The sequence below is a fragment of the Streptomyces sp. NPDC031049 genome, from assembly GCF_055571015.1.
The window spans coordinates 93,894-116,795 of record NZ_JBVIGC010000001.1 but is presented as its reverse complement, the minus strand read 5'-3'; the positions used below and the strand labels follow the sequence as shown (position 1 = coordinate 116,795).

Annotated in this window: 22 protein-coding genes, 1 tRNA gene and 1 pseudogene; 8 read left to right on the top strand and 16 right to left on the bottom strand. The window is 72.6% G+C overall.

What is annotated here, in order from left to right:
- The first annotated feature begins 21 nt into the window (after nucleotides 1-21).
- Nucleotides 22-1,284, top strand: coding sequence for a styrene monooxygenase/indole monooxygenase family protein (locus ACZ45Q_RS00535; RefSeq protein WP_468253582.1), 1,263 nt, complete (start codon nucleotides 22-24; stop codon nucleotides 1,282-1,284).
- Here ACZ45Q_RS00535 and ACZ45Q_RS00530 read toward each other — a convergent pair.
- From ACZ45Q_RS00530 to ACZ45Q_RS00515, 4 genes are all read right to left on the bottom strand, one after another.
- Complete coding sequence (locus ACZ45Q_RS00530; protein ID WP_468253581.1) at nucleotides 1,248-2,435, bottom strand: C40 family peptidase; 1,188 nt, start codon at nucleotides 2,433-2,435, stop codon at nucleotides 1,248-1,250. The two genes, ACZ45Q_RS00535 and ACZ45Q_RS00530, sit on opposite strands and share 37 nt — an antisense overlap.
- A 103-nt stretch (nucleotides 2,436-2,538) precedes the next feature.
- Nucleotides 2,539-2,850, bottom strand: a complete 312-nt coding sequence (locus ACZ45Q_RS00525) for a hypothetical protein (RefSeq protein ID WP_468253580.1) — start codon at nucleotides 2,848-2,850, stop codon at nucleotides 2,539-2,541.
- Nucleotides 2,851-2,869: 19 nt separating this feature from the next.
- Complete coding sequence (locus ACZ45Q_RS00520) at nucleotides 2,870-3,523, bottom strand: TetR/AcrR family transcriptional regulator (RefSeq protein WP_468253579.1); 654 nt, start codon at nucleotides 3,521-3,523, stop codon at nucleotides 2,870-2,872.
- 109 nt (nucleotides 3,524-3,632) lie between these two features.
- Nucleotides 3,633-4,571: an AurF N-oxygenase family protein gene (locus tag ACZ45Q_RS00515; protein ID WP_468253578.1), complete on the bottom strand. Its 939-nt coding sequence runs from the start codon at nucleotides 4,569-4,571 to the stop codon at nucleotides 3,633-3,635.
- Nucleotides 4,572-4,742: 171 nt separating this feature from the next.
- Between ACZ45Q_RS00515 and ACZ45Q_RS00510 the strand changes: the two genes are divergently transcribed.
- Together ACZ45Q_RS00510 and ACZ45Q_RS00505 are read left to right on the top strand one after the other, a co-directional pair.
- Nucleotides 4,743-5,855, top strand: coding sequence for a ferritin-like domain-containing protein (locus ACZ45Q_RS00510; protein ID WP_468253577.1), 1,113 nt, complete (start codon nucleotides 4,743-4,745; stop codon nucleotides 5,853-5,855).
- Between the two features lie 81 nt (nucleotides 5,856-5,936).
- Complete coding sequence (locus ACZ45Q_RS00505; RefSeq protein ID WP_468254259.1) at nucleotides 5,937-6,569, top strand: Uma2 family endonuclease; 633 nt, start codon at nucleotides 5,937-5,939, stop codon at nucleotides 6,567-6,569.
- Nucleotides 6,570-6,574: 5 nt separating this feature from the next.
- Here ACZ45Q_RS00505 and ACZ45Q_RS00500 read toward each other — a convergent pair whose 3' ends face one another.
- The 6 genes from ACZ45Q_RS00500 to ACZ45Q_RS00475 all read right to left on the bottom strand — a co-directional run bounded on the left by ACZ45Q_RS00500 (nucleotide 6,575) and on the right by ACZ45Q_RS00475 (nucleotide 12,993).
- On the bottom strand, nucleotides 6,575-8,032 hold the full coding sequence (locus ACZ45Q_RS00500) for a penicillin-binding transpeptidase domain-containing protein (RefSeq protein ID WP_468253576.1): 1,458 nt from the start codon (nucleotides 8,030-8,032) through the stop codon (nucleotides 6,575-6,577).
- On the bottom strand, nucleotides 8,029-9,387 hold the full coding sequence (locus ACZ45Q_RS00495) for an FtsW/RodA/SpoVE family cell cycle protein (RefSeq protein ID WP_468253575.1): 1,359 nt from the start codon (nucleotides 9,385-9,387) through the stop codon (nucleotides 8,029-8,031). The genes ACZ45Q_RS00500 and ACZ45Q_RS00495 overlap by 4 nt, the downstream gene beginning before the upstream one ends.
- Nucleotides 9,388-9,430: 43 nt before the next feature.
- Complete coding sequence (locus ACZ45Q_RS00490) at nucleotides 9,431-9,886, bottom strand: SH3 domain-containing protein (RefSeq protein ID WP_468253574.1); 456 nt, start codon at nucleotides 9,884-9,886, stop codon at nucleotides 9,431-9,433.
- A 336-nt stretch (nucleotides 9,887-10,222) separates the two neighbouring features.
- Nucleotides 10,223-11,467 carry an ATP-binding protein gene (locus ACZ45Q_RS00485; protein ID WP_468253573.1) on the bottom strand — a complete coding sequence of 415 codons (1,245 nt, stop codon included), beginning with the start codon at nucleotides 11,465-11,467 and terminating at the stop codon, nucleotides 10,223-10,225.
- Nucleotides 11,464-12,267 (bottom strand): hypothetical protein, encoded by an 804-nt coding sequence (locus ACZ45Q_RS00480; RefSeq protein ID WP_468253572.1) that lies wholly within the window; start codon nucleotides 12,265-12,267, stop codon nucleotides 11,464-11,466. The genes ACZ45Q_RS00485 and ACZ45Q_RS00480 overlap by 4 nt, the downstream gene beginning before the upstream one ends.
- Nucleotides 12,268-12,486: 219 nt before the next feature.
- Nucleotides 12,487-12,993: a protein-tyrosine phosphatase family protein gene (locus ACZ45Q_RS00475; protein WP_468253571.1), complete on the bottom strand. Its 507-nt coding sequence runs from the start codon at nucleotides 12,991-12,993 to the stop codon at nucleotides 12,487-12,489.
- Nucleotides 12,994-13,093: 100 nt separating this feature from the next.
- Here ACZ45Q_RS00475 and ACZ45Q_RS00470 point away from each other — a divergent pair, with 100 nt between their 5' ends.
- Nucleotides 13,094-13,918, top strand: a complete 825-nt coding sequence (locus ACZ45Q_RS00470; RefSeq protein WP_468253570.1) for a nuclease-related domain-containing protein — start codon at nucleotides 13,094-13,096, stop codon at nucleotides 13,916-13,918.
- 25 nt (nucleotides 13,919-13,943) lie between these two features.
- Here ACZ45Q_RS00470 and ligD read toward each other — a convergent pair whose 3' ends face one another.
- On the bottom strand, nucleotides 13,944-14,825 hold the full coding sequence (ligD, locus tag ACZ45Q_RS00465) for a non-homologous end-joining DNA ligase (RefSeq protein ID WP_468253569.1): 882 nt from the start codon (nucleotides 14,823-14,825) through the stop codon (nucleotides 13,944-13,946).
- Between the two features lie 94 nt (nucleotides 14,826-14,919).
- Between ligD and ku the strand changes: the two genes are divergently transcribed.
- A complete protein-coding gene (gene ku / locus ACZ45Q_RS00460; protein ID WP_468253568.1) occupies nucleotides 14,920-16,017 on the top strand; it encodes a non-homologous end joining protein Ku in 1,098 nt (365 codons plus the stop codon).
- A 19-nt stretch (nucleotides 16,018-16,036) separates the two neighbouring features.
- On the opposite strand, the gene ACZ45Q_RS00455 is transcribed toward ku, so the two are convergent.
- Nucleotides 16,037-16,750 (bottom strand): hypothetical protein, encoded by a 714-nt coding sequence (locus tag ACZ45Q_RS00455; protein ID WP_468253567.1) that lies wholly within the window; start codon nucleotides 16,748-16,750, stop codon nucleotides 16,037-16,039.
- 177 nt (nucleotides 16,751-16,927) lie between these two features.
- On the bottom strand, nucleotides 16,928-17,452 hold the full coding sequence (locus tag ACZ45Q_RS00450) for a nitroreductase family deazaflavin-dependent oxidoreductase (RefSeq protein WP_468253566.1): 525 nt from the start codon (nucleotides 17,450-17,452) through the stop codon (nucleotides 16,928-16,930).
- Nucleotides 17,453-17,634: 182 nt separating this feature from the next.
- On the opposite strand from ACZ45Q_RS00450, the gene ACZ45Q_RS00445 reads away from it, so the two are divergent.
- Complete coding sequence (locus ACZ45Q_RS00445) at nucleotides 17,635-18,168, top strand: MarR family winged helix-turn-helix transcriptional regulator (protein WP_468253565.1); 534 nt, start codon at nucleotides 17,635-17,637, stop codon at nucleotides 18,166-18,168.
- A 210-nt stretch (nucleotides 18,169-18,378) separates the two neighbouring features.
- On the opposite strand, the pseudogene ACZ45Q_RS00440 reads toward ACZ45Q_RS00445, so the two are convergent.
- Both ACZ45Q_RS00440 and glxA read right to left on the bottom strand, forming a co-directional pair.
- Nucleotides 18,379-19,119 (bottom strand): annotated as a pseudogene (locus ACZ45Q_RS00440) (DUF4142 domain-containing protein); the annotation flags it as partial.
- Nucleotides 19,120-19,247: 128 nt separating this feature from the next.
- Complete coding sequence (gene glxA, locus ACZ45Q_RS00435) at nucleotides 19,248-21,275, bottom strand: radical copper oxidase GlxA (protein ID WP_468253564.1); 2,028 nt, start codon at nucleotides 21,273-21,275, stop codon at nucleotides 19,248-19,250.
- 504 nt (nucleotides 21,276-21,779) lie between these two features.
- Here glxA and ACZ45Q_RS00430 point away from each other — a divergent pair.
- Nucleotides 21,780-21,980, top strand: a complete 201-nt coding sequence (locus ACZ45Q_RS00430) for a hypothetical protein (protein WP_468253563.1) — start codon at nucleotides 21,780-21,782, stop codon at nucleotides 21,978-21,980.
- A 182-nt stretch (nucleotides 21,981-22,162) separates the two neighbouring features.
- Here ACZ45Q_RS00430 and ACZ45Q_RS00425 read toward each other — a convergent pair.
- Nucleotides 22,163-22,234, bottom strand: a tRNA-Arg gene (locus ACZ45Q_RS00425).
- A 126-nt stretch (nucleotides 22,235-22,360) separates the two neighbouring features.
- Between ACZ45Q_RS00425 and ACZ45Q_RS00420 the strand changes: the two genes are divergently transcribed.
- Complete coding sequence (locus tag ACZ45Q_RS00420) at nucleotides 22,361-22,888, top strand: response regulator (protein WP_468253562.1); 528 nt, start codon at nucleotides 22,361-22,363, stop codon at nucleotides 22,886-22,888.
- Nucleotides 22,889-22,902: the final 14 nt, after the last annotated feature.

Below are 22,902 nucleotides of genomic sequence, written 5' to 3'. Positions count from 1 at the left end.
GACCTAGGAGTCAGCACCCGCATGCGGAAGATACTCGTCGTCGGAGCCGGCCAGTCCGGCCTCCAGCTCGCCCTCGGCCTCCAGTCGCACGGGTACGAGGTCACCCTGATGTCGAACCGGACCGCGGACGAGATCCGCACGGGCCGGGTCATGTCGACGCAGTGCATGTTCCACACCGCACTCCAGCACGAGCGCGACCTGAAGCTGAACTTCTGGGAGTCCCAGGCCCCGAAGATCCAGGGGCTCGGCGTCTCGGTCGCCGCACCCGGCTCGCACGACCCGGGCCCCACGCAGCGGGCGATCGACTGGCTGGGCCGGCTCGACGGGTTCGCGCAGTCGGTGGACCAGCGGGTGAAGATGGCCGGCTGGATGGAGACCTTCGCCCAGCGCGGCGGCCAGCTGGTCATCCACGGCGCCGCGGTCGGCGACCTCGACTACTTCTCCCGCACCTACGACCTGGTCCTGGTCTCGGCCGGCAAGGGCGAGCTGGTGCAGATGTTCGCCCGCGACCCCGAGCGCTCCCCGTACACCGAGCCGCAGCGCGCCCTCGCCGTCGCCTACGTGCACGGCCTCGGCCCGCGTCCGGAGCACCCGGACACCGAGGCGGTCCGCTGCAACCTGGTCCCCGGCGTCGGCGAGATGTTCATCATGCCGACCCTCACCACCTCCGGCCGCGCCGACATCCTCTTCTGGGAGGGCATACCCGGCGGCCCGCTGGACGTCTTCAAGGACGTCAAGGACCCCGCGGAGCACCTCTCCCTCACCCTGGAACTGATGGAGAAGTTCCTCCCCTGGGAGTACGCGCGGGCCACCAAGGTCGAGCTGACCGACGCCGGCGGCACCCTCGCCGGCCGCTACGCCCCCACCGTCCGCAACCCCGTCGGCCGCCTCCCGGGCGGCGGCCTGGTGCTCGGCGTCGCCGACGTGGTCGTGGCCAACGACCCGATCACCGGCCAGGGCTCCAACTCCGCCTCCAAGTGCGCCGCCTCCTACCTCGCCTCCATCCTGGAGCACGGCGACAAGCCGTTCGACGAGGAGTGGATGCGGCGCACCTTCGACCGCTACTGGGACACGGCCCAGCACGTCACCAAGTGGACGAACACCATGCTGGCCCCGCCGCCGGAGCACGTGCTGAACCTGATCGGCGCCGCCGGCCAGCTCCAGCCGGTCGCCGACCGCTTCGCCAACGGCTTCAACGACCCGGCCGACTTCGAGAACTTCTTCTACGACCCGGCCAGGACCGAGGCCTACCTGATGGAGGTCTCGGGCGCGTCCGGCGCGTAGGCCGAGGCGTACCCCTCGTCGGACCCGTCCGTCGCCCCCTCGGGGAGCCTCGGCGGCGCGTAGTGCGCGACGGGCTCCCCGCCGGGGTCGGGCCGGACGGCTCCGAGGACCGGGTTGGCCGCGATCGGCGACACCTTCACCTCGGCGCCGGGGCGCGGTGCCTGCACGACCCTGCCGTCGCCGAGGTACAGCGCCACGTGCGTGGCCTCGGGGAAGTAGACCACCAGGTCACCGGGGCGCAGCCGGTCCAGCGGCACCCGCTCCAGCCGAGCCCACTGCTCCTGGCTGGTACGCGGGATCGGCGTCCCGGCGTGCCCCCAGGCCTGGGAGGTCAGCCCCGAGCAGTCGTACGCCTCGGGGCCCTCGGCGCCCCACTCGTAGGGCTTGCCGATCTGCTCCACGGCGTAGCGCACCGCGCGGTCGCCCCCGGCGGAGGGCTTGGCGTCGTCCTCGCCGAGCGCGCCGGAGGCCAGGAACCGCTCCTGGGCCTCGGCGACGCCCTCCTTCTCCAGGGCGGCGACGGCGGCCAGCTCCTCGGTGCTGAGCGAGGCGAGCAGCTCCTCGACGTCGTTCAGCCGCTCGCGGACGTCGTCCCGTTCCTTCTTGCGGCGCTCGCTCAGGGCGAGTTGCCCGTCCAGCGCCTTGCGCGCCTTGCGGGCCAGTTCCTCGGCCTTCTTCTCGCTGCCGGCCAGCCGGCCGACCGTCTCGGCCCGTTCGCGCGCCAGCCGGCCGATCACATGGCCCTGGTCCAGGGCGTGCTGCGGGTCGCGGGCCAGCAGCAGCCGCAGATAGGGGGAGAGGTCGCTGCGGCTCTGGTACTGCTGCCGGGCCAGCCGGCCCGCCGCGCGGCGGCCTTCGTGCAGGGAGAGGCGGACGCGGGCCAGCTCCGCGTCGAGCCGCTCGGTCTCGGCCCGCTGCTTCTCCAGCTTCTCCTCGGTGGCGTTGTAGGCCTCGGTGGCCTTCTCGGCCTCCCGGTACAGCCGCTGAAGGTCCGTCAGCAGCTGGGCGACGGACCGCTCGCCGGCCGGGCCGCCGGTCGCCGGACCGGTCGCGGGGTCGGTCGCGGGGTCGGCCCCGGCGGGCTGGGGCGCGAGGACGATCCCGGTCGCCACCGCCGCCGTACAGACCAGACGCAGAAGCCTTCCTGACACGTCATCACCTCCGGTGCGGGGCGGCGGGTCCGCTCCGCACGGCGAGCATCAGACGTGCTCCGTCGCCGCGCGCGCCGGGTGTGCGCGGTTCGGCGCAACCCGGTCACCCGTCGGCGTCGTCCGGCTTGCCGCCCGGCGTGGCGTCTGGCCCGGCCTCCGGTTTCGACCAGGGCCAGCGCAGCCGGGTGCGGGGGGCCTGGCCGGGGGCGTACTCGTACTTCCACCGGGCGAACCCGGCCCTGCGGTGCGGGTCGCGCGGGACCCGCCGGTAGACGAGCACGGTGGGGGGCCCGCCGTCCGGGTCGGGGACGGGGATGCGGTACGTCTTGGGCGGGTGGCCGGTCATGCCGACGAGCACCGGCAGCACCCGGCCGTCCATCGGCCCGCCCTCGAAGGGGGTGTCTTCGCTCTTCACGGCACCAGTGTCGGCCACCTCAGAGATCGGCGGCGAGGGCCTCCACCAGCGCGTCCGTCTGCGGATCGCGGCGGGCGGTGACCGCCAGCACGGCCACGAACTGCTCCACCAGCCAGTCCCGCAGCTCCTCGGCCGGCGGCTGCTTGTCCTCGTCCAGCCAGATCAGGGAGGCCGCCTCCACCGCCGTGATCCACATCCGCACGGTCATCCGCAGGCGGGGGCCCGGCTCGGAGACCTCCAGGTGGCTCATGATGTGCTCGGCGGCGGCCCGGCGCACACCGTCCACGATGGCCGTGGTCCGGGAGGTCTCGGCGACGCTGCCGCCGCGCAGCAGGGCGCTGAAGCCGGTGTCGTGCTCGTCGACGAAGGCGAGGTAGCGGTCCAGGGCACGGGTCAGCCGGGCCAGCAGGGGGCCCTTGCGGGGCTCGTCGAAGCACAGCTGGAGCTCGTCGGCGGCCGAGCGCAGCGCGGCCTCGTACAGCTGCTGCTTGCCGCCGGGGAAGTACCGGTACACCAGGGGCCGCGAGACCCCCGCCTGCTCCGCCACGTCGTCCAGGGAGACCTCCTCCGGTGGCCGGTGTGCGAAGAGGGCGAGCGCCGCGTCGAGGAGCTGACTGCGGCGCTCCTCGACGCTGAGCCGTCGGTAGGCGGGGGTGGGGGCCTGCGGGGTCATGAAACGCAGCGTAACCGCTCCGCTGCCGGGGGCGGGCAGGGCGGTTGGGCGGGCGGTGTCCGAAAAGTGCCGGGGGAGGCACGACCGCCCGCAGCCGCGCGGTGGGCGGCTATGCCAGCAGGCCCGAGGACCGCCACAGCTTGCGGCCGACGCCGCGCAGCACGCCGATGTCGTCCAGGAAGTCCGTGAGCCGCTTCGCGCCGGTCTGCATGACCTCCCGGCGGTGGCCGCTGGCCTTGACCTGTGCCATGGCCTCCCGCCTGTCCAGTCCCACGTTCGTGTAGACCTCGGGATTGATGAAGGCGACCGAGAAGACGCGGGCGAACTCGCCGGAGGTGATCCGGGTGAACTCCTGCGACCACTTCGGCGCCGTCACCATCTGGCGCCGCAGCTCCTCACGCGCGTACCGCACGTGGCGCGCCTCCTCGACCACGTGGATGCGCGTGACGCCCCGGATCAGCGGCTGGACGCGCTCGTCCGGGAAGGTCAGCCGCTGCATCCAGTCCAGCACCTCCTCGCCCAGCAGCGTGGCCGTGAAGGAGCCGGGCGTGGTGGATATGGTCTTGAACAGCCGGCCCAGGTGCTGGTGGACCGGGCTGACCGGGTACCAGGGGGTGCCGCCCCGGGTGATCACCCGGGCGAACATCTTGGAGTGCCGGCACTCGTCCTCGATCTCGGTGAGCGCGTACCGCACATGCGCGCTCGTCGCCGCCTTGTCGTAGATGTGCCGCACCAGCAGCTGCATCAGGATCAGCTCGAACCAGATGCCGAGCGAGGCCAGCGCCGCGGCCTCGTGCCGGGAGAGCAGGACGCGCTGCTCCTCGCTCATCCGCTTCCACATCGGGGTGTCGTACAGCGACACCAGCTCCGGCGGCCAGAACCACTTGCCGTCCTCGAACGGCGCGTCCCAGTCCAGTTCCTTGTCCGGGTCGAAGGAGTGCTTGGCGGAAGAGTCGAGCAGCCGCTCGGCCACCTGCTCCCGGTCCTTGAGCAGGCCGAGCGCGTCGCGCAGGCCGTCGAGCGCGTCGGCTTCCGTCAGGGTCGTCATGGCTGTCCCACCTCGTCGTACGGGATTGCGTCCGGGCATGCGTGGCGTCGACCGCGTCGTGTTACCCGCGAGTCACTCGTCCCGTCTTATGAGACTGCGTGTCAGCAAGCCCGTCAATCCCCCGCGCGGGACTTGTTGACCCGGCGTCTACCCCGTGTGAGCCTGCGGTGCATGCCGAGCTTCGACCTCTACGCCTCCGATCCGGGAGACGCCCACTGGCAGGTGCCCGCCGCCGGCGCGGCCCGCTTCAGCTGGGAGTACGACGGTGGCCGCGACCGCCTCCTCGCCCTCTACCAGAAGGGCAAGGACAAGCAGTGGGACGGGCGGACGCGGATCGACTGGGACCTCGAGGTGGACCCGTACGATCCGCTCGGCACGCCGGAGCAGGCCATGTCCCTGTACGGCACCAGGTACTGGGACAAGCTCACCGGCAAGGACAAGGGGGAGCTGCGCCGGCACTTCGCCTCCTGGCAGTTCAGCCAGTTCCTGCACGGCGAGCAGGGCGCGATGGTGTGCGCCGCCCGGATCGTGGAGTCCGCCCCCGACCTGGACGCCAAGTTCTACTCGGCGACCCAGGTCATGGACGAGGCCCGGCACGCCGAGATCTACGGCCGCTTCCTGCACGAGAAGATCGGCCTGCTGTACCCGGTGAACGACAACCTCCAGGCGCTCTTGGACGACACCCTGAGGGACAGCCGCTGGGACATGCCCTACCTCGGCATGCAGGTGCTGATCGAGGGCCTGGCGCTGGCCGCCTTCGGCATGATCAGGGACACCACGGACAAGCCGCTGCCCAAGCAGATCCTGGCCTACGTCATGCAGGACGAGGCCCGGCACGTCGCCTTCGGCCGGATGGCGCTGAGGGACTACTACAAGCAGCTCACCGACGCCGAACTGCGCGAACGCGAGGAGTTCGTCATCGAGGGCTGCTACCTGATGCGCGACCGGCTGCGCGGCGTCGAGGTCCTGGAGAACTTCGGCGTCCCGCGGGCCGAGGCGGAGCGGATCACCCACGAGTCCAAGTCGCTCGCCCTCTTCCGCAAGCTGCTGTTCAGTCGCATCGTCCCCTGCGTCAAGGACATCGGGCTGTGGGGCGAGCGCCTCCAGCGGGCCTATGTCGACATGGGCGTCTTCGACCTCGGCGACTCCAGCCTGGACCTGCTGATGGCGCAGGACGAGGAGATCGCGGAGAAGCTCGACGCCGAGCGCTTCGCGGCGGAGGAGCGGGAGCGGGTGGCGGAGGTGCGCGAGGCGATCGAGGCGGGTCAACGTGATGCGGACTGATCACTCGATCGTCGGACGAACCGGCATATTCGCCCGGGTACGCTGACCGTGCCAGGCAGACTCCGGCACATGGGAGCGATCATGAGCGCCGCACGCGAGTACGGGCTGGACGACGACTACGAGTGGCCCCGTCCGCCGGAGGGCGGCTGGACCGCCGACGACCTGGACCGGCTCCCGAACCTGCCTCCGCACACGGAGCTGATCGACGGGAGTCTTGTCTTCGTGAGTCCGCAGACCCGCTTTCACCTGCGCACAGTTCGGCTGCTGGAGTATGCCCTGCTCAGCCAGGTACCCGACGCGTACGACGTCGACCGGGAGTTCAGCGTCAGGCTCGACCGGCGCAACCGACCAGAGCCTGACGTTCTGGTGTTCAGGGCCGACGCCGCCACTGGGCCAGGGCAGACCTGGCACCACTCAGAGAACGTTGTTCTTGCCGTCGAAGTGGTGTCGGAGGACTCCGAGGAGCGTGACCGGGATGTCAAGCCTCGCAAGTACGCTGCGGCGGGAATTCCGCACTACTGGCGCGTGGAGCAGGTCGAGGGGCTGCCCGTGGTGTACACCTACGAGCTCGACCCGTCCACGGACACCTACAGCATCACCGGCATTCATCACGACCGGCTGAAGTTGACCGTCCCGTTCCCGATCGACATCGATCTCACGGCACTCAACCGCCGACCACCCGTCGCACACCCTGGGAGCGGCCCGCAGGGCTGAACGCCTCACCGGCCGAGCACCGCCTCCATCACCCCGCGCGCGACCGGCGCCGCCAGCCCCCCGCCGGTGATGTCCGCCCGGTCGGCCGCCGCGTCCTCCACCACCACCGCGACCGCCACCTCGGGCACCGTCTCACCCTCGCCCTGCGCCCAGGAGACGAACCAGGCGTACGGCATCCCGGAGTTGCCGACCCCGTGCTGGGCGGTGCCGGTCTTGCCGCCGACGACGGCGCCGGGGATCGCCGCCTTCGCCCCGGTGCCGTTGGAGACCACGTCCCTCATCAGCTCCTTCAGCCGGGCCGCCGTCGACGGCAGCATCGCCTGGCGCACCGGACGCGACCCGGCCGTCGCCACCGTGCTGCCGCCCGCCCGCATCGTCCGCTCCACCAGGTACGGCGTGCGCAGCTGGCCCCCGCTCGCCACGGCCGCCGCCACCATCGCCATCTGCAACGGCGTCGCCCGCGTGTTGTACTGCCCGATCGAGGACAGCGCGAGCTGCGCCCGGTCCACGGAGGTGTCGAAGGTGGAGCGGGACACCGCGAAGGGGATGCGCAGGCCGTCGTCGTTGAAGCCGAACGCCCGCGCCGTGGCCGCCATGTCCGCCACCCCCACGTCCACGCCGAGCTTGGCGAACACCGTGTTGCAGGACCACTCGAAGGCCTCCCGCAGCGAGGCGTCCTCGCACCCCCGGGAGGCGTTGGTCAGCCGGGTACGGGTCCCGGGCAGGGCGTACGGGTCGGGCGAGTCGGTCCGGGCGTCCACGTCCCGGACGACGCCGGCGTCCAGCGCCGCCGCCGCGGTGACCACCTTGAACGTCGAGCCCGGCGGATAGGTCCGCCGCACCGCCCGGTTGAGCATCGGCTTGTCCGGGTCCTCGTTGAGCTGCTGCCAGATCCGGCTGGCGGCCGTGCCGTTCCCGGACAGCTCACCGGGGTCGTACGACGGGGTGGACACCAGCGCCAGGATCCGCCCGGTCGACGGCTCGACGGCGGCCACCGCGCCCTTGTGCCGGCCCAGTCCCTCGTACGCCGCCCGCTGCGCCGCCGGGTCGATGGTGGTCACGACGTCGCCGCCCGGGTTGCGGGCGCGGGTGACGTCGTTCCACAGCGGCAGCGGCGCGAGCATCGGATCGGAGCCGGAGAGCACCCCGTCCTCGACGCTCTCCAGCAGCGTCGTGCCGTACTCCTGGGAGGCGAAGCCGGTGATCGGGGCGTACATCGGCCCGTCCTGGTACGTCCGTTCGAAGCGCAGATGCTCGCCGGTGTCCCGGGAGCCGGTGACCGGCTCGCCGCCGACCAGGATGTCGCCGCGTGGCTGCTGGTAACGGGCGATGTCGGGGCGGCGGTTGGCGGGATTGGCGTCGTACTCGGGGGCGCGGACCAGCTGGACGCGGGCGGCGTTCACGATCAGCGCGACGAGCAGCAGCAGGCAGAAGATCCCGGCGTGCCGGATGTTCCGGGTCACGACAGGGCCGCCTGTCTGCGCGCCGAGTCGCTGACCCGGATCAGCAGCGCGACGATCGCCCAGTTGGTGACGACCGAGGAACCGCCCTGGGCCAGGAACGGCATGGCCATGCCGGTCAGCGGGATCAGGCCGCTCACCCCGCCGGCGATCACGAACACCTGGAGCGCGACGATCGAGGCCAGCCCGACCGCGAGCAGCCGACCGAAGGGGTCGCGCAGGGCGAGGCCCGCCCGGTAGCCGCGCTCCACCAGCAGGGCGTACAGCAGGAACACGGCGGTCAGCCCGGCGAAGCCCAGCTCCTCCCCGGCCGTGGCCAGGATGAAGTCCGACTTGGTGGCGAAGCCGATGAGGACCGAGTGGCCGAGGCCCAGCCCGGTGCCGGTCAGACCGCCCGCCGCGAACGCGAACAGCGACTGCGCCAGCTGGTTCGGACCGTCGCCCGCCTCGATCGACGCGAACGGGTGCAGCCAGTCCTCCACCCGGGAGTGGACGTGCGGCTCCAGCCAGCCCACGGCGACCGCGCCGAGGGCGGCCAGCACCAGGCCGACGGCGATCCAGCCGGTGCGGCCGGTCGCGACGTACAGCATGACCACGAACAGGCCGAAGAACAGCAGCGAGGTGCCCAGGTCCCGCTCCAGCACCAGTACGCCGACGCTGACCAGCCACACGGCCACGATCGGGCCGAGGACGCGGCCGGTGGGCAGTTGCAGCCCCCACACCCGGCGGCCGGCGAACGCCAGCGCGCTGCGGTTGGCGGCCAGGTACGCGGCGAAGAACACCGCCAGCAGCACCTTCGCGAACTCGCCGGGCTGGATGGAGAACCCGGCGACCCGGATCCAGATGCGGGCGCCGTTGACGGCCGGGAAGAGGATCGGCAGCGTCAGCAGGGCCAGCGCGATCACCACGCAGACGTAGGTGTAGCGCTGGAGGAAGCGGTGGTCGCGCAGGACGAGGACGATCACGATGAACAGCGCGATGCCCAGCGTCGACCAGATCAGCTGGGTGGGTGCGGCACGGTCGCCGGGCGTCTCCAGGTCCAGCCGGTAGATCAGCACCAGCCCCAGCCCGTTGAGCAGCACGCCGATCGGCAGCAGCAGGGGATCGGCGTACGGGGCGCGCAGCCGCACCGCCAGATGGGCGAGCAGGGCCAGCACCCCGAGCCCGGCGCCGTAACCGGCGGCGCCGGGCGGGACCGTGCCGTGCTGGGCGAGGCCCACGTTGCAGTAGCCGAACACCGACAGCAGGACGGCCAGGACGATGAGGGCCAGTTCGATGCCGCGGCGCCGGGGGAGGCGGGCGACCGGAGCGGGCGCGTCCGCTGCGGCCACGGTGAATCCGGTTCCGGCCTTCGTCATGTCCGGAACTTACCCAATTGGGGCGTTGTGTCAGCCTTCGGCATCAGCACCAGCGCGGCGCGGGGCCGATGTTGTCGATGTAGCGCGCGGCGCCCCACGCCCAGGTGCCGTCCGTGAGGAGGTACCAGAGCGGGTTGCCCTTCACCTTCTGCCCCGGGGTCTTGCAGTAGATGTGCACGACGTCGCCCCGGTGGGCGTACCGGATGACCTGGGAGCCGCGGTTCGGCGCGCTGCGCAGGGCGAGGGTGCCTGCGGTCACCACGCCCTTGTACCGGCCGTGGTCGTGCCGGCCGTCACCGCCGAACCCGTTGCCGCCGCGGCCGTCGCCGCCGAGTCCGTCGCCCCCGAAGGAGCCGTTGCCGCCGCCGAAGCTGCTGACGCCCGGGTCGTCGCCCCAGTCGTCGCTCGCGGCGGCCGGCGTGACGGCGACCGCGCCGGCGAGTGCGCCGGCGGCGACCGTTATGGCGAGACGGCGGGTGAGGGGGGAGCGCAGGGACATGGGGGTACCTCCGTGGGGGCGAAGAGGTCAGAAGTGACTGATCGCCACATTAGGAGCGCCGTCGTGCCCGCGCCCGCCACACTGCGCCATCGGTGCGGCCCCCCAACGACTTCCTCCGCCCCCGCCGCCCCTACCCGTCCCGTCCTTCTGGGGGCTGCCGCCCCCAGACCCTCGCTTCGGCCTGAACGGCCTCGTCCTCAAACGCCGGACGGGCTGACATTCAGCCCCTCCGGCGTTTGAGGAGCGGGGGTCCGGGGGCGGAGCCCCCGGGATGGGACGGGTAGGGGCGGCGGGGGCGAGAAAAGGCGGACGTCCGGACGGGGGGGGGGCGGGGCCTCAAGGCCTCAGCGGCAGCGTCAGCGTGGCGACCGCACCGCCCCCCACCGCCTGGTCGAACTCCAGCCGCGCCCCCAACACCTCCGCCTGCCCCAACGCGATCGTCAGCCCCAGCCCGTGCCCCTTGGACCCGCTCTCCGTCCGGAACCGCTGCGGCCCGTGGGCGAGGAGGTACTCCGGATACCCGTCCCCGTGGTCCCGCACGGTCACCACCGGCCCGTCCACGGTCAGCACCACCGGCCCCCGCCCGTGCCGGTGCGCGTTGACGACCAGATTCCCCAGCACCCGCTCCAGCCGCCGCCGGTCCGTCTCCACGCGCGCGTCCCGCACGACGTCCACGCGCGTGTCGGTGCCGGAGGCCCGCACCACCCGCCGGGCCAGCGCCCCCAGCTCCTCGCTGTCCGTCTCGAGCCGCTCCCGCCCGGCGTCCAGCCGGGAGATCTCCAGCAGGTCCTCGGTGAGCGTGCGCAGCGCGGCCACCCGGTCCCGGACCAGCTCGGTCGGCCGCCCCGGCGGCAGCAGCTCGGCCGCCGCGTGCAGCCCGGTCAGCGGAGTGCGCAGCTCGTGCGCGACGTCCGCGGTGAACCGCTGCTCGGCCAGCAGCTTGCCCTGGAGCGAGGCCGCCATGGAGTCCAGCGCGGCGGCGACCGCGGCCACCTCGTCCTGCGGACGCACCGCGTCCCGCGTCCGCGGGTCGTCCACGCGCGCGTCCAGGTCACCGGCGCTGATCCGCCGCGCCACCCGCGCGGTGGCGTGCAGCCGCGAGGTCACCCGCGTCACGGCGAACGCGCCCACCAGCAGCGTCACGCCGATGGCCAGCGCCGACGACCACACGATCGCCCGGTCCAGGCCGTCGATGGTGCGCTTGCTCTGCGCGTAGTCGACCTCGACGGCGAGCGCCCGGCCGCCGTCGGCGGGGCCGGCCGCCCACATCGTGGGCCGGCCGTCGTGGTCGGCGACCATCGTCGCGCGCTGCCCGTCCAGCGCCCGTTCCCGCAGGGCCGGCGGCAGCCCCGGCGGGTCGACCCCCGCCCACGGTGCGAGCGTGTCCCCGGCCTCGTACTTCTCCGCCGCCTCCGTCAGCCGCGACAGGGCGCGGTCCCGGGCCTGGCCGACCGTCTGGTGGGTCACCGAGACGTGCACCAGGACGCCGAGCAGCGCGGCGAGGGCGCAGCACATCACCGTGATGAAGACGGCGGCCTTCACCGCCAGCGTCCCGGACCACCGGGGCATGCCGAGCCTCATCGGCCGCTCGCGGAGGCCGAGGACGAGGCCGGACCCGAGGCCGGGCGGGACGGCGAAGGCGACGGCGACCCGGAGGGCGGGGAGGAGACCGAGGGCGACGCCGAGGGCAGCCCGGCGCGCTCGCGGTCGTCGGTGCGCAGCATCTCGTCGTGCGTCAGCAGCATCGCCCGCTCGTCGGCGTCCCAGGTCCACTGGAGCCGGTACTCGTAGCCCGCGACCTCGGACGGCGAACGGATGATCACCGACCGTCCGGTCAGCTCGACGCCGCTGACGGCGTCGTTGTGGGACATCACCTGCACGAGCCGGTGGTCGATGACGGTGTAGACGCGGACGGCCGTCTGGTTGGTCGGCGGCAGCCGGAAACCCAGCGTCAGGTCGGCGCGCCCGTCCCCGGTCAGGTCCCGGTGGTACGGCTCGAGGAGCGGACACCGGCCCCGGTCGCCGCCCGGCCCGCACTCGTCCATCCGTGCCGCCGTCTCCCGGTAGGGTGCCTCGGCCTCGGAGTAGTCCTCCGGGTGCGCCGCGATCTCGGCCCGCAGGACCGCCACCGGATCGACCTCGCGGATGTCGTCACCCGGCACCGCCACGCCCTTGACCGGCTCGGTCTCGGCCTCGTCGAAGTCCCAGGCCGGGCTGGAGGCCGCCGGCAGGTCGGGCCACAGCCGGGCCGGACTGATCGCGGTCGGGGTGGCGCCCGCGCCGCGCAGCCCGCCGGTGTCGCCGCAGCCGGCCGCGGCCGCCAGCAGCAGGGCGACGGCGGCCGAGCGCCGGACGGCGCGCCTGCGAGGGCTGGGTGGCACGGTTCTCCTGGGGTTCGGGGGTGGTCGACGGCCTCGTACACCTTATTCGTACGGAAGTCCTTTTTGTGAACACGGGTGTGAAGGCGTCGGTGGGCGCGGTGGTGACGACTGCGGTGAAGACGCGGGTGAGCGCGGTGGTGACGGCTGTGGTGACGGCTGTGGTGACCGCTCTGGTGAAGGCTGTGGTGACGGCTCTGGCGAAGGCGCCGGAGGGCTCGCCTACTCCGCCAGTTCCTCCAGCAGCCGGACGGTCGGCAGCCCCGCCCGCAGGTACTCCACGAACAGCTCGTTGTGCAGCGCCCACGGCGAGCGGCGCGCCCGGATCAGCCGGATCGCCTCCTCGGCCGTGCCGCCCCGGCGGACCAGTGTGTGGGCGACGACTAGGCCGGAACGGTTGTACCCGTGGTAACAGCGCACCAGGACCCGGCGGCCCTCGTCCAGCGCCTGGGACGCGGCCTCCGCGAGCCGGATCACCCCCGCGAGCTGGGTGCCGTCCAGCGGCCCGTCGGGGATCGGCCAGACGTGGTGCTCCACCCCCGGTGCCGGGCCGTGGCCGGGCAGCCGCAACAAGGTCTGCACGAGATCGAACTCCTGCTCGACCACCACGCGCTCCACCTGCCCCGAGTGCCGGCGGAACTCGTGCCCGCCCATCCACAGCCCGGGCGCGATCTCGCTCCACGGACTGTCCGGAGCCGGCACATCGGACTGCCTCCCGCGGGTACGCAACGGCGTCCTCCCGTCGTGCCCGTCCCAACTCCTGTCAAAGGTAGCCGGGTTCTTGCCCCGGGAGCACCCCGCCTGTTCCCATGGACTGGGGTGATGGTGCATGAGCGGACTGCGCGTCATACCGACCTGGCGGCACGGCCGGGAGCGGCTCTACGTCTGCCACACCGACGGCCGGAACATCGCCTGGTACGACCGGGAGGCCGCCCGGGTGAACCTGCTCAGCGACGACCGCCGGGACGACGTCCTGGACGCCCTGGGCCCGTTCCTCACCGGCCCCGTGACCGTCGGCCCGCCCCCGGTCCCCACCCCCGCCGAGCTGGCCCGGCTGTCCCTCCACCCGGACGACGACCTCGCCCCCAACCGGCCCGGCGAGGCCCATCTGATCGCCCTGGACCGCGACTCCGGCCCGGCGCGCCGCCTCCGCCCCGACGCGCGCCGCCTCCGCCCCGACGCCCGCCGCCGGGCGCTCACCGCCGAGCAGACCGTCGGGGCCCTGCTCGACCGGCTCGACGGCGCGGGATGGCACGCCCTGCACTCGATCCCGCTCCCGGGCGGCGACCGCATCCACCACCTGGTGATCGGGCCCGGCGGCCTCTTCGTCGTCCACGCGCTGCACGCCCGCAGGGCCCGGGTCCGCGTCGCCGACCCCGTGGTCGCCCTGGGGCGCCGCGAACCGCAGCCGTTGCTGCGCCGGCTCCGCGCCGACGCCGACCGGGCCTCCCACGCCCTCACCGCCGAGATCCACCCCGTGCTGGCCCTGGTCGCCGCCGCGGACGTCACCGTCGCCGCGCCGCCCCGCCGGGTGCGTGTCCTCACCGACGGGGAGCTGGGCGACCTGGCGCGCCTCGGGGGCGTCCTGAAACCGGCCGACGTGGAGGCCCTGCACGCGATGGCCCGCGACAGGAACACCTGGACCCGCCTCTGACGGCGGAGCCCGGCCGTCCGGCCCGTCACGGGAGCCGCCCCGCCGCCCCCGTGTCGAACAGCGGCGCCAGCAGGTCCCCGTAGTCCTGGACCCGCGGTCCGAGATCCCCGGCGCGGAAGACCAGCCGTCCGGGCGACCCGCACTCGGCCACCTCCTCCCAGGTCACCGGCGCCGACACGGCGGGCTCCGCCCGGGCCCGCAGCGTGTAGGGCGTGGCCGTCGTCTTGCGGGCCGCGTTCTGGCTCCAGTCGACGAACACCTTCCCCGGCCTCAGGCTCCGCGTCATCCGGTGCACCACCAGCCGCGGCATCGCCCGCTCCGCCTCCACCGCCAGCTCCTTGGCGTACTCGGACACCCGCTCGGACGACGCCCCGCGCACCGCCGCCAGCAGATGCAGGCCCTTGGCGCCGGAGGTCTTGGCGTACACCTCGATCCCGTCCGCCGCGAGCCGCTCCCGCAGCCACAGGGCCACCTCGCAGCAGTGGACGACGGTGGCGGGCGGCCCCGGGTCGAGGTCGAACACCAGCCGGTCGGCCTCGCCGGGTTCCTGGGCGACCCACTGGTGGGTGTGGAACTCGGTCACCAGGTTCGCCGCCCACATCAGGCTCGGCAGGTCCTGCACCAGCACCATCCGGGCCGGCCCCTCCGACCTCGGCACCTCGGCCGTGGTGACCCAGTCGGGTGTACCCGGCGGCACGTTCTTGGTGAAGAAGAGCTGGCCGTCCGGGCCGTCCGGATAGCGCAGGAAGGACACCGGGCGGTCCCGCAGGTGCGGCAGCAGGACCTCGGCGATCGTCGCGTAGTAGTGCAGGAGCTCGGCCTTGGTGAATCCGGTCGCGGGATACAGCACCTTGTCCAGGTTGCTGAGGGCCACCCGCCGCCCCTCCACCTCCGTGATAGGCGCCATACGATGAGAATCTCACGAAAGCCGCGTATCCCGCCCAACCGGGCAAACAGGGTGTGCGCGGTGGAACGCCCGACCGACCGGAAAGGTGCTGCACGTGCGATCCATCTGGAACGGCGCCATCTCGTTCGGCCTGGTCAGCATCCCGATCAAGCTGGTGAACGCCACCGAGAGCCACTCGATCTCCTTCCGCCAGATCCACACGGAGGACGGCGGCCGGATTCGCTACCGCAAGGTCTGCGAGCTGGAGGACCGCGAGGTCACCCAGGCGGAGATCGGCAAGGGCTACGAGGACGCCGACGGCACGATCGTCCCGATCACCGACGAGGACCTGGCCCACCTGCCGATCCCGACCGCCCGGACGATCGAGATCGTCGCGTTCGTCCCGGACGACCGCATCGACCCGCTCCAGATGGGCTCCGCGTACTACCTCGCCGCGAGCGGGGCGCCCGCCGCCAAGCCGTACACGCTGCTGCGCGAGGCCCTCAAGCGCAGCAACCGGGTCGCCATCGCCAAGTTCGCGCTGCGCGGACGGGAGCGGCTGGGCATGCTGAGGGTGGTGGGCGACGCGATCGCGATGCACGGCCTGCTGTGGCCGGACGAGGTCCGCGCCCCCGAGGGAGTCGCCCCCGACACCGACGTCACCGTCCGCGACCAGGAACTGGACCTCGCCGATGCCCTGATGGACACCCTCGGCGAGATCGACCTCGACGACCTGCACGACGAGTACCGCGAGGCGCTGGAGGAGGTCATCGCCGCCAAGGCGGCCGGCGAGGCCCCGCCTCAGACGCCCGAGCCCGCCCCTTCCGGCAAGGTGCTCGACCTGATGGCGGCGCTGGAGAACAGCGTCCGCGCGGCGCGGGAATCGCGCGGCGAGGAACCTGCCGAGGCCGAGGTCCGGTCCCTGCCGCAGCGCAAGGCCTCCCGAGCGACCCCCAAGCAGCCGTCCGGCAAGAAATCGACGTCCACGGCGAAGAAGACGGCGGCGAAGAAGACCACGTCCGGGACGAAGAAGTCGACGGCGAAGTCGGGGGAGTCCGCGAAGAAGGCGGCGGCCAAGAAGCCGGCGGGTTCCGCGAAGAAGACGACGAAGACGCCGGCCAAGACCTCGGCCGATACGCCGGCCAAGACCCCGGCCGATACCTCGGCCAAGACCCCGGCCAAGAAGACCGCCTCACGCAGGCGCAGCGCCTGACGGGACGGCGAGCGTGCGCTCAGCCGATCGCCCAGGGCGTGGCGCCGGACGTGAGATACGGCGAGGCCTGCGGCGACGCACCCGGACCGGGACTGCCGCTCGCGGGGTTCACGGTCGCCCGCGACGCCCCCGGTGAGGGCGAGGCGGCGGTGGGCACGCCGACGGGCGCCTCCTCCACCCGCTCCACGGTGGTGCCCTCGGGGACGACGGCCGGGGTGCCGGAGCCGGTGCTGAGCTGGGACCACGCGGTCAGCGCGAGGGCGACCGCCGCCGCCGTGGCGATCATCCGTCCGACGCGCCGGACGCGCGCACGGCCGTCCAGCTCACGCCAGGAGGGGCCCGTCCAGGGGTCCTCGGGATGCCACACCTCACCGACGGGGACGGTGCCGCCGCGCGCGTCGTGCGCCGCCCGCCCGTGCGGACGCCGGAAGGGCTCGCGAGACCCGGGACGCTCCGGACGCTCCGGACGCTCCGGACGCTCCGGATGGTCCGGGCTCTCCGGACGCTCCAGCTCCAGCCCCTGCTCCTGCTCCCCCTTCTGCTCCGCCGGCCGGGGTGCGGCGGGATCGGCGCAGTGGCCCGGCATCCGGTCCCGCGCGGCGGGTTCCCGGGGCGCGGTGGCCCGTATGGCCTCCTCGCTGTCCGTGAGGAACCTCAGCCAGACCTCGTCGGGAACGGACGGCGTGCCGTCCGGCTCTTCCGGCGTGCTGCCGCCGGGTCCGGAAGCGCTCACGATCCCTCTTCCTTTCGCGGGAGGGGAGCCCGCCTGCGGCCGGCGTGCCGCCCTTTGCCGCATCACCGTAGCGGTGTCACTCCTGGGCGCCGAACGGTACTCGGTCGCGGGCCGGCCCCCGCTCGATCATTGCACAGTGCAAATTGAGATCACCAGTGGCTCGGGGCCGCCCCGGGATCACGTCCGCCGGAGGTCCGTCGCGGCCGCGTCGAGGCGTACGAAGGGGATGTGGCGCCCCGCCTCGCGATACGCCGCGTCGCCGCCGTGACCACCGTCGCCCCCGATGTCGAACCCCATGAACGCGCACAGCCGGCGGGCGGTCCCCGGGTGCCGCCGAGCGTAGTCGGCCATGATCGCGGCGCCCTCGTCGGGTGACAGGAAGCAGGCGGTGACGGCGTGGTGGCGGTTGCCGAACTGGATGACGGTCTTGGGCTTCCGGCGCAGGTTCCGGTACCAGTCCGCCCCGGGCCCGAAGCCCGAGGCGATGGTCCAGCTCGGCGTGACCGGGTCGTACGCCACGACCTCCAGGACCGCCTGGCGGTCCTGGCCGGAGACACGGCCGGTGTGGTGCAGCAGAAGGAGCCGTTTGCCGAAGAGCGGCCCGAGCCCCGCGCGGAAGAGGAGGATCGGCAGCCGTGCGGCGAGCCGCCGCCGGCCGCGGGGGAGCCGGGGGCGGCGGGGAGCGGTGTCGGAGCGCGCCATGGTCGCCTTCCAGGATCGGGTGCCTTGGCAGTCAACCCTTGCACAGTCGAAAGATCCACGGGAGGGGCGGATGGGCCCTTTGTGCCGCTGTGGCCTCGGACGGGCGAGTGGTGCGCGGAAACCGGAAGCGATCAGGAGGGCGCTCAACCGGAGCGCACGCGGAAGCGCGGTAGAAAGGACACATGCCGGAGAGCGAGATCCCCGACGGGGCGACGGACGATGTGGAAGCGGTCACCCGTGCGGTGCTGACCGCCTCGCGGCTGCTCGTGGCGATCTCCGCCCGCTCGCTCGCCGCCGTCGAGGAGCGGGTCACCCTGCCCCAGTTCCGGATGCTCGTGGTGCTCTCCACCCGGGGCGCCACCAAGCTGGTCACGCTCGCCGAGCAGCTCCAGGTGGCGCCGTCGACGGCGATGCGCATGGTCGACCGCCTGATCGCGGCCGGGCTCGCCGACCGGCAGACCAACCCGGACAACCGCCGGGAGACGCTGCTGCGCCTCACCGAGGAGGGCCGCAGCACCGTCGAGAACGTCACCGCCCGCCGCCGCGCCGACATCGCGGCGGTCGTCTCCCGGCTCGCCCCGGCCCAGCGGGCCGCGCTGGTCGAGGCGCTCACCGCCTTCAGCGAGGCCGGCGGCGAGCCCCTCGCCCCGGTACCGGACGACCCCGGCGCGCACCCGCTGGGCTGGCCGGCCGCCACGGCACCGCCAAAGGCGTGAGGCCCCGCCCGCCGGCCGCCCGGTTCACCCGACCGACGCCGAGGGCGACACCGTGGGCGCTCCCGCGGACAGGCCCGAGGACGAGGAATCCACGGACGAGGCCCCCGCAGCCGACGACCCCCCGGACGCCCCCTCGGTGGACGATCCCCCGGCGGACGAACCCGCGGACGACGGGCCCGAGGACGACGACGCCGACGGCGGCGGGGACGACGTGGCCGACGGCAGCGGCGGCGTGGGACCACCCGTGTTCACGTCCAGGTCCGGACGCGGAGTGAGGACGACCATCGGCTCGCCCGGCTGGGGCGGCGGCGGGGTGACGAAGTCCCGCCGGTTCTTGGCCGGGGCCGTCTGCATGAAGGAGATCTTGTCGTAGTCGACCAGTCCGGTCTTCTCCAGGACCGTGATGTGGTCCAGGACGGTGTCGTTGGCCAGGTCGGCCAGCTGGCGCACGAGGGTGTTCTTGGTGCTGGCCCGGATGTTGGCGATGGCCGGGAAGATCTGGCCGTGCGTCACCCGCATGATGGTGACCGCGGTGACGTCGAAGTCCCGCCCGCTTTCGGACTTCACCGTGTCCACGAACTCCTGCTGCTGCGGGCTGGCCTTGTTCGGCAGCGTGATCCCGAGCTTCGGCGCGATGTCGCGGCAGGCCGCGTCGAGCCCGGCGTGCCCGACGACCAGATGCTCTCCGGCCTCCTTCATCTCCTTCGTCGTACCGCGCGCCATGACCAGTTCGCCCAGCGGGTACTCCCACAGTCCGGCCGCGCGGACCTTGACCACGAAATCGCGGTCCGCCTCCGTCAGCGGCCCCCACTGGGTGGCGGCGACGACCCGTGTCTGGTCACCGGGTTTGTCCTCCAGCCCGACCATGGCCGGGAAGGCCAGGGCGGTGAGGGTCAGGCTCATCACGCCGAACAGGACGAGGACCCCGATCCTGTTGCGGGACATGCGCATGGTGCCTCCATGGGCGACGCGAGCGGTTCTACCCAAGGAGGTACGGACGCGGACGGCGGATCAATCACCGCCGACCCGGATTGGTGCCGATCGCCTCCCGTTCCCGGCCGCCTGCCTCCCCCGGGCGACTACCGCACGTGCACCCACACCGCCTCGGACGGCACGCCCTCGCGGTCGCTGGCGACGACCATGTACCAGCCCGGCGGCACGAGAGCCCGGTCGTCCGGGACGCGCACGGTCAGCGAGTCGCCGTCGCGCCGGGTGACGTCCACGGCGACGGACCGCTGGTCGAAGTCGGTGACGTGGGTGGCCGACCCGGGCCGCATCAGGCGTACGTGACCGATGCGGGCGGCGTCGTCCGAACGGAGCGTGACCTCACCCCCGTAGGCCACCCCGGGCCGCCCGGAGCGGGTCAGGGAGGGACGGTCGCCCTGGTGGAGGTAGGGCGGGGAGAAGACCTCGACGCGCTGCTCGAAGTGGCCCGGCTTGGAGTTGGCCCGGTCGGAGAAGAGCGGGTCGGAGCCGAAGACGGCGACCCGGCCGTCCGGCAGCAGCAGGGCCTCGGTGTGGTAGTTGCGCCCGACGGTGGGGTCGGCGGCCCTGCTGAAGGTGTTCGAGTCGGGGTGGTAGATCTGCGACTTGAGGATGTCGCTGGCGCCCTTGCCGCGGTAGTCGCGGCTGCCCCCGGTGGTGAACACCGTGTCGTCGGGGAGGATCACGCTGTTCAGGTACCGGGTGTTCTCCGGCAGCCGCGGCCCCGGCTCGAACCGGGGCTCGTCCTCGTCGAGGTCGACGACGGCGGTCCGCGAGGTGGCCGCACGGGACTCGCCGACGCCTCCGCCGCCGAGCACCATCACCTTGTTCTCCTGCGCGGGCGGCAGCAGCACGGAGGACGAGGTCTCCAGGATGTCGGGGTCCTTCAGCCCGCCGACGGGGGTGAAACGGTTGCTCTCCAGATCCCACAGACCGGGCTCGCGGCCCTCGTCGGCGGGGCCGTAACCGGCGTTGGACCCGGAGTAGAAGATCTTCCCCTCGTCCATCAGGAAGAAGGAGGGATACGTGGGGAAGTACCGCGTCGGCGCCGCGGACCACCTCTTCGTCTTCGGATCGTAGATCTCGTTCTTCCCGGGCACGACCTGCCCGATGTCGTCCAGCCCGGAGACGGCCAGCACCCGCCCGTCGGCGAGCGTGGTCAGCGTCGGGTACCAGCGCGCCTCCTTCATCGAGTCGACCTTGGTGTACTTCTCCGTCACCGGGTCGAACTCGTAGGCGTACTTGATGCCCTGGAAGTCCTTCTTGTCGAGCCCGAGCTTGTTGGCGATGCCGTAGAAGTTGTCGGCGTCCTCGCCCTCGAGCCCCTCGATCGTGTACTGCTCGGTGGTGTTGGTGATGCCCAACGGCCCCTCGTCCACGGCCTCCACGAAGACCCGGGCCTCACTGGCGGTCACCTCGACCTCACCGCCGTTCCCGGTGGGGGTCTTCCTCGCGGCCGGGACCCGCACCTCGAACTGCGACCGGTACTCGACCCCCGACGGCGACCGGAAGACGGTCCCCTTGGGGAAGGTCCGGGCCTGGTCCGGGTCCTCGTTCTTGACCAGCATCGCGCCGCCGGCCCGCTTCACGTCCCCCTTCAGCACCTCGTACCGGGCGGTCCCGCCCGCGAACAGCACTTTGCCGTCGGGCAGCTGGGCGTGCCCGCCGCAGAACAGGTCGGCCGGGGTGTCGATCTTCTTGAAGGTGTCCTTGGCCGGGTCCCACAGCGTGCTCCGGAAGACACCCCCCTCGAACAGCTCCACGTCGTTCCCCGACCCGGCGACGAGCAGCACCTTGCCGGTGTGCAGGAGCACCGCGTGGATGGCGTTGAGCTGGTACCTCTCCGGAAGCGAGGCCAGCGACCAGTGTCCGTACCGGGCCTTGTACTCCGGCCGGCTGATCTCCCACCGGTGGTAGGCGTCCTGGGCGAACCCGCTCACCGCCGGGGCGTTCACGGCGGCGAGCGCGAGAATCGCCGCCGCCCCGAACCAGGTCTTACGCCGCCGGAACCGCCCGGCCCCCGGACCGGAGGCCCGGGCCTGCCGCGCCGATCCCCTCTGCTGCTCCGTCTGCTCCGCCTTCTCCGGCTGCTGAGGCTTCTCCGGCTGGTGCGGGTGCTGCATGGACTGCCTCCACGACGGGTGGGTCGGCGGTCGGATGGACGCCTCGACGACTACCGCGCGGGGCCGGGACAGCGGCGGCGACACACTCGTTTGCACGGTGCAAAATGGCCCGTTTCGCGCACACGCCCCGCCGAAACCCGAAGATCCCACAAACCTGCACAGCGTTCACCGGCAGGTCATGGCGGAACTGAGCGGTAGTCACGACCGCGCCGCGTCCGGGCCGCCGCGAAGTACGAACCCCGTCCGCCAAAGCCGAGGGCAGACACCTGCCGTGCAGAGAACAGGCAGACCGCGTGGAGAAGCGCACGTGCCGAGTCACTCCCCGGTCACACGAGTGAAGCCGCTCTTCACGATGCGCCCCGCGCACCCTCCGGACGACTGGCCGCGCCGTTCCCGGACTGCTTTGATCCTCCGCGTGGCACGGACCCCCCACGCCGCCTCCCGGACCCCCGGGAGCCGCCGCGCGTCGCCACTCCGAAGGACCCACCCCGAAGGGAACCGCGCATGATGAACCACACCTCCCCGGTCGAGACGGCCGAGATCACCGACGCCGACCTGGACAACGTCTCCGGCGGCCTCACGGCCGGCGGCTCCGGCGCCTTCTTCCTCGAGTCGACGCTCGCCACCGTGTGCGCAGACCTGACGGCCGTGGCCTCCCCCGAGGGCTTCACGGCAGGTGCGGGCGCCCACACGACCGCGCTCTGACATCCTGCGCCCACCCGATGGCCCCCGATCGCTGGATCCGGGGGCCATCGGCGTTCAGGGGCCCGTCGATCACGGGCTCGCTCGCGGTCGCGCATGTCCTACGCGAGGCGCCCGGGTACACGACAAGACCCCGCCGTCAGCGAACTCGCTGACGGCGGGGTCTTTGACACACTTACACAGTGTGCCCCCGGCAGGATTCGAACCTGCGCACACGGCTCCGGAGGCCGTTGCTCTATCCCCTGAGCTACGGGGGCGTGTCGCTCGCGGCGACGGGTAGAACACTACCAGCTCCGTCGGGGTGGTCATGAACGGGTTTCCGCGGGTCGCCAGGTGCGGCGGCGTCACGGGGGCGGTGCGGGCGTCCCCCGCAGGGGGCGGAAGTGGGGAAAACCCGGACGCGGTGGCCGGTCCGGACCTACTCTCGAGTTGTGCCAGGCGTCTCGGGCCGGGTGCTTGTTGTGGACGACAACAAGGTCATCCGGCAGTTGATCAGGGTCAACCTCGAGCTGGAGGGCTTCGAGGTCGTGACCGCGGCCGATGGTGCCGAGTGTCTGGACGTCGTGCACCGCGTCCGGCCTGATGTCGTCACCCTCGACGTGGTCATGCCCCGGCTCGACGGGCTCAGGACCGCCGCCCGGCTGCGTGCCGACGCGCGGACGCGTCATCTGCCCCTCGCCATCGTCAGCGCCTGTACGCCGTACGAGGTCGACGCGGGCGTCGATGCCGGGGTCGACGCCTTTCTGCCCAAGCCCTTCGAGCCCGCCGAACTCGTCGCCGTCGTACGGCGGCTCGTCGAGCGGGCGGCGCGGCCGGAGGAGGGCGGGGTCGTGCACGCCTACGGTCGGCTCGACATGCGTGGGGGTGACGGCGAGGCCGAGCCCACGGCCCAGCCCGAGCGGGCCGGATGAGCGGGCCGGCTGGG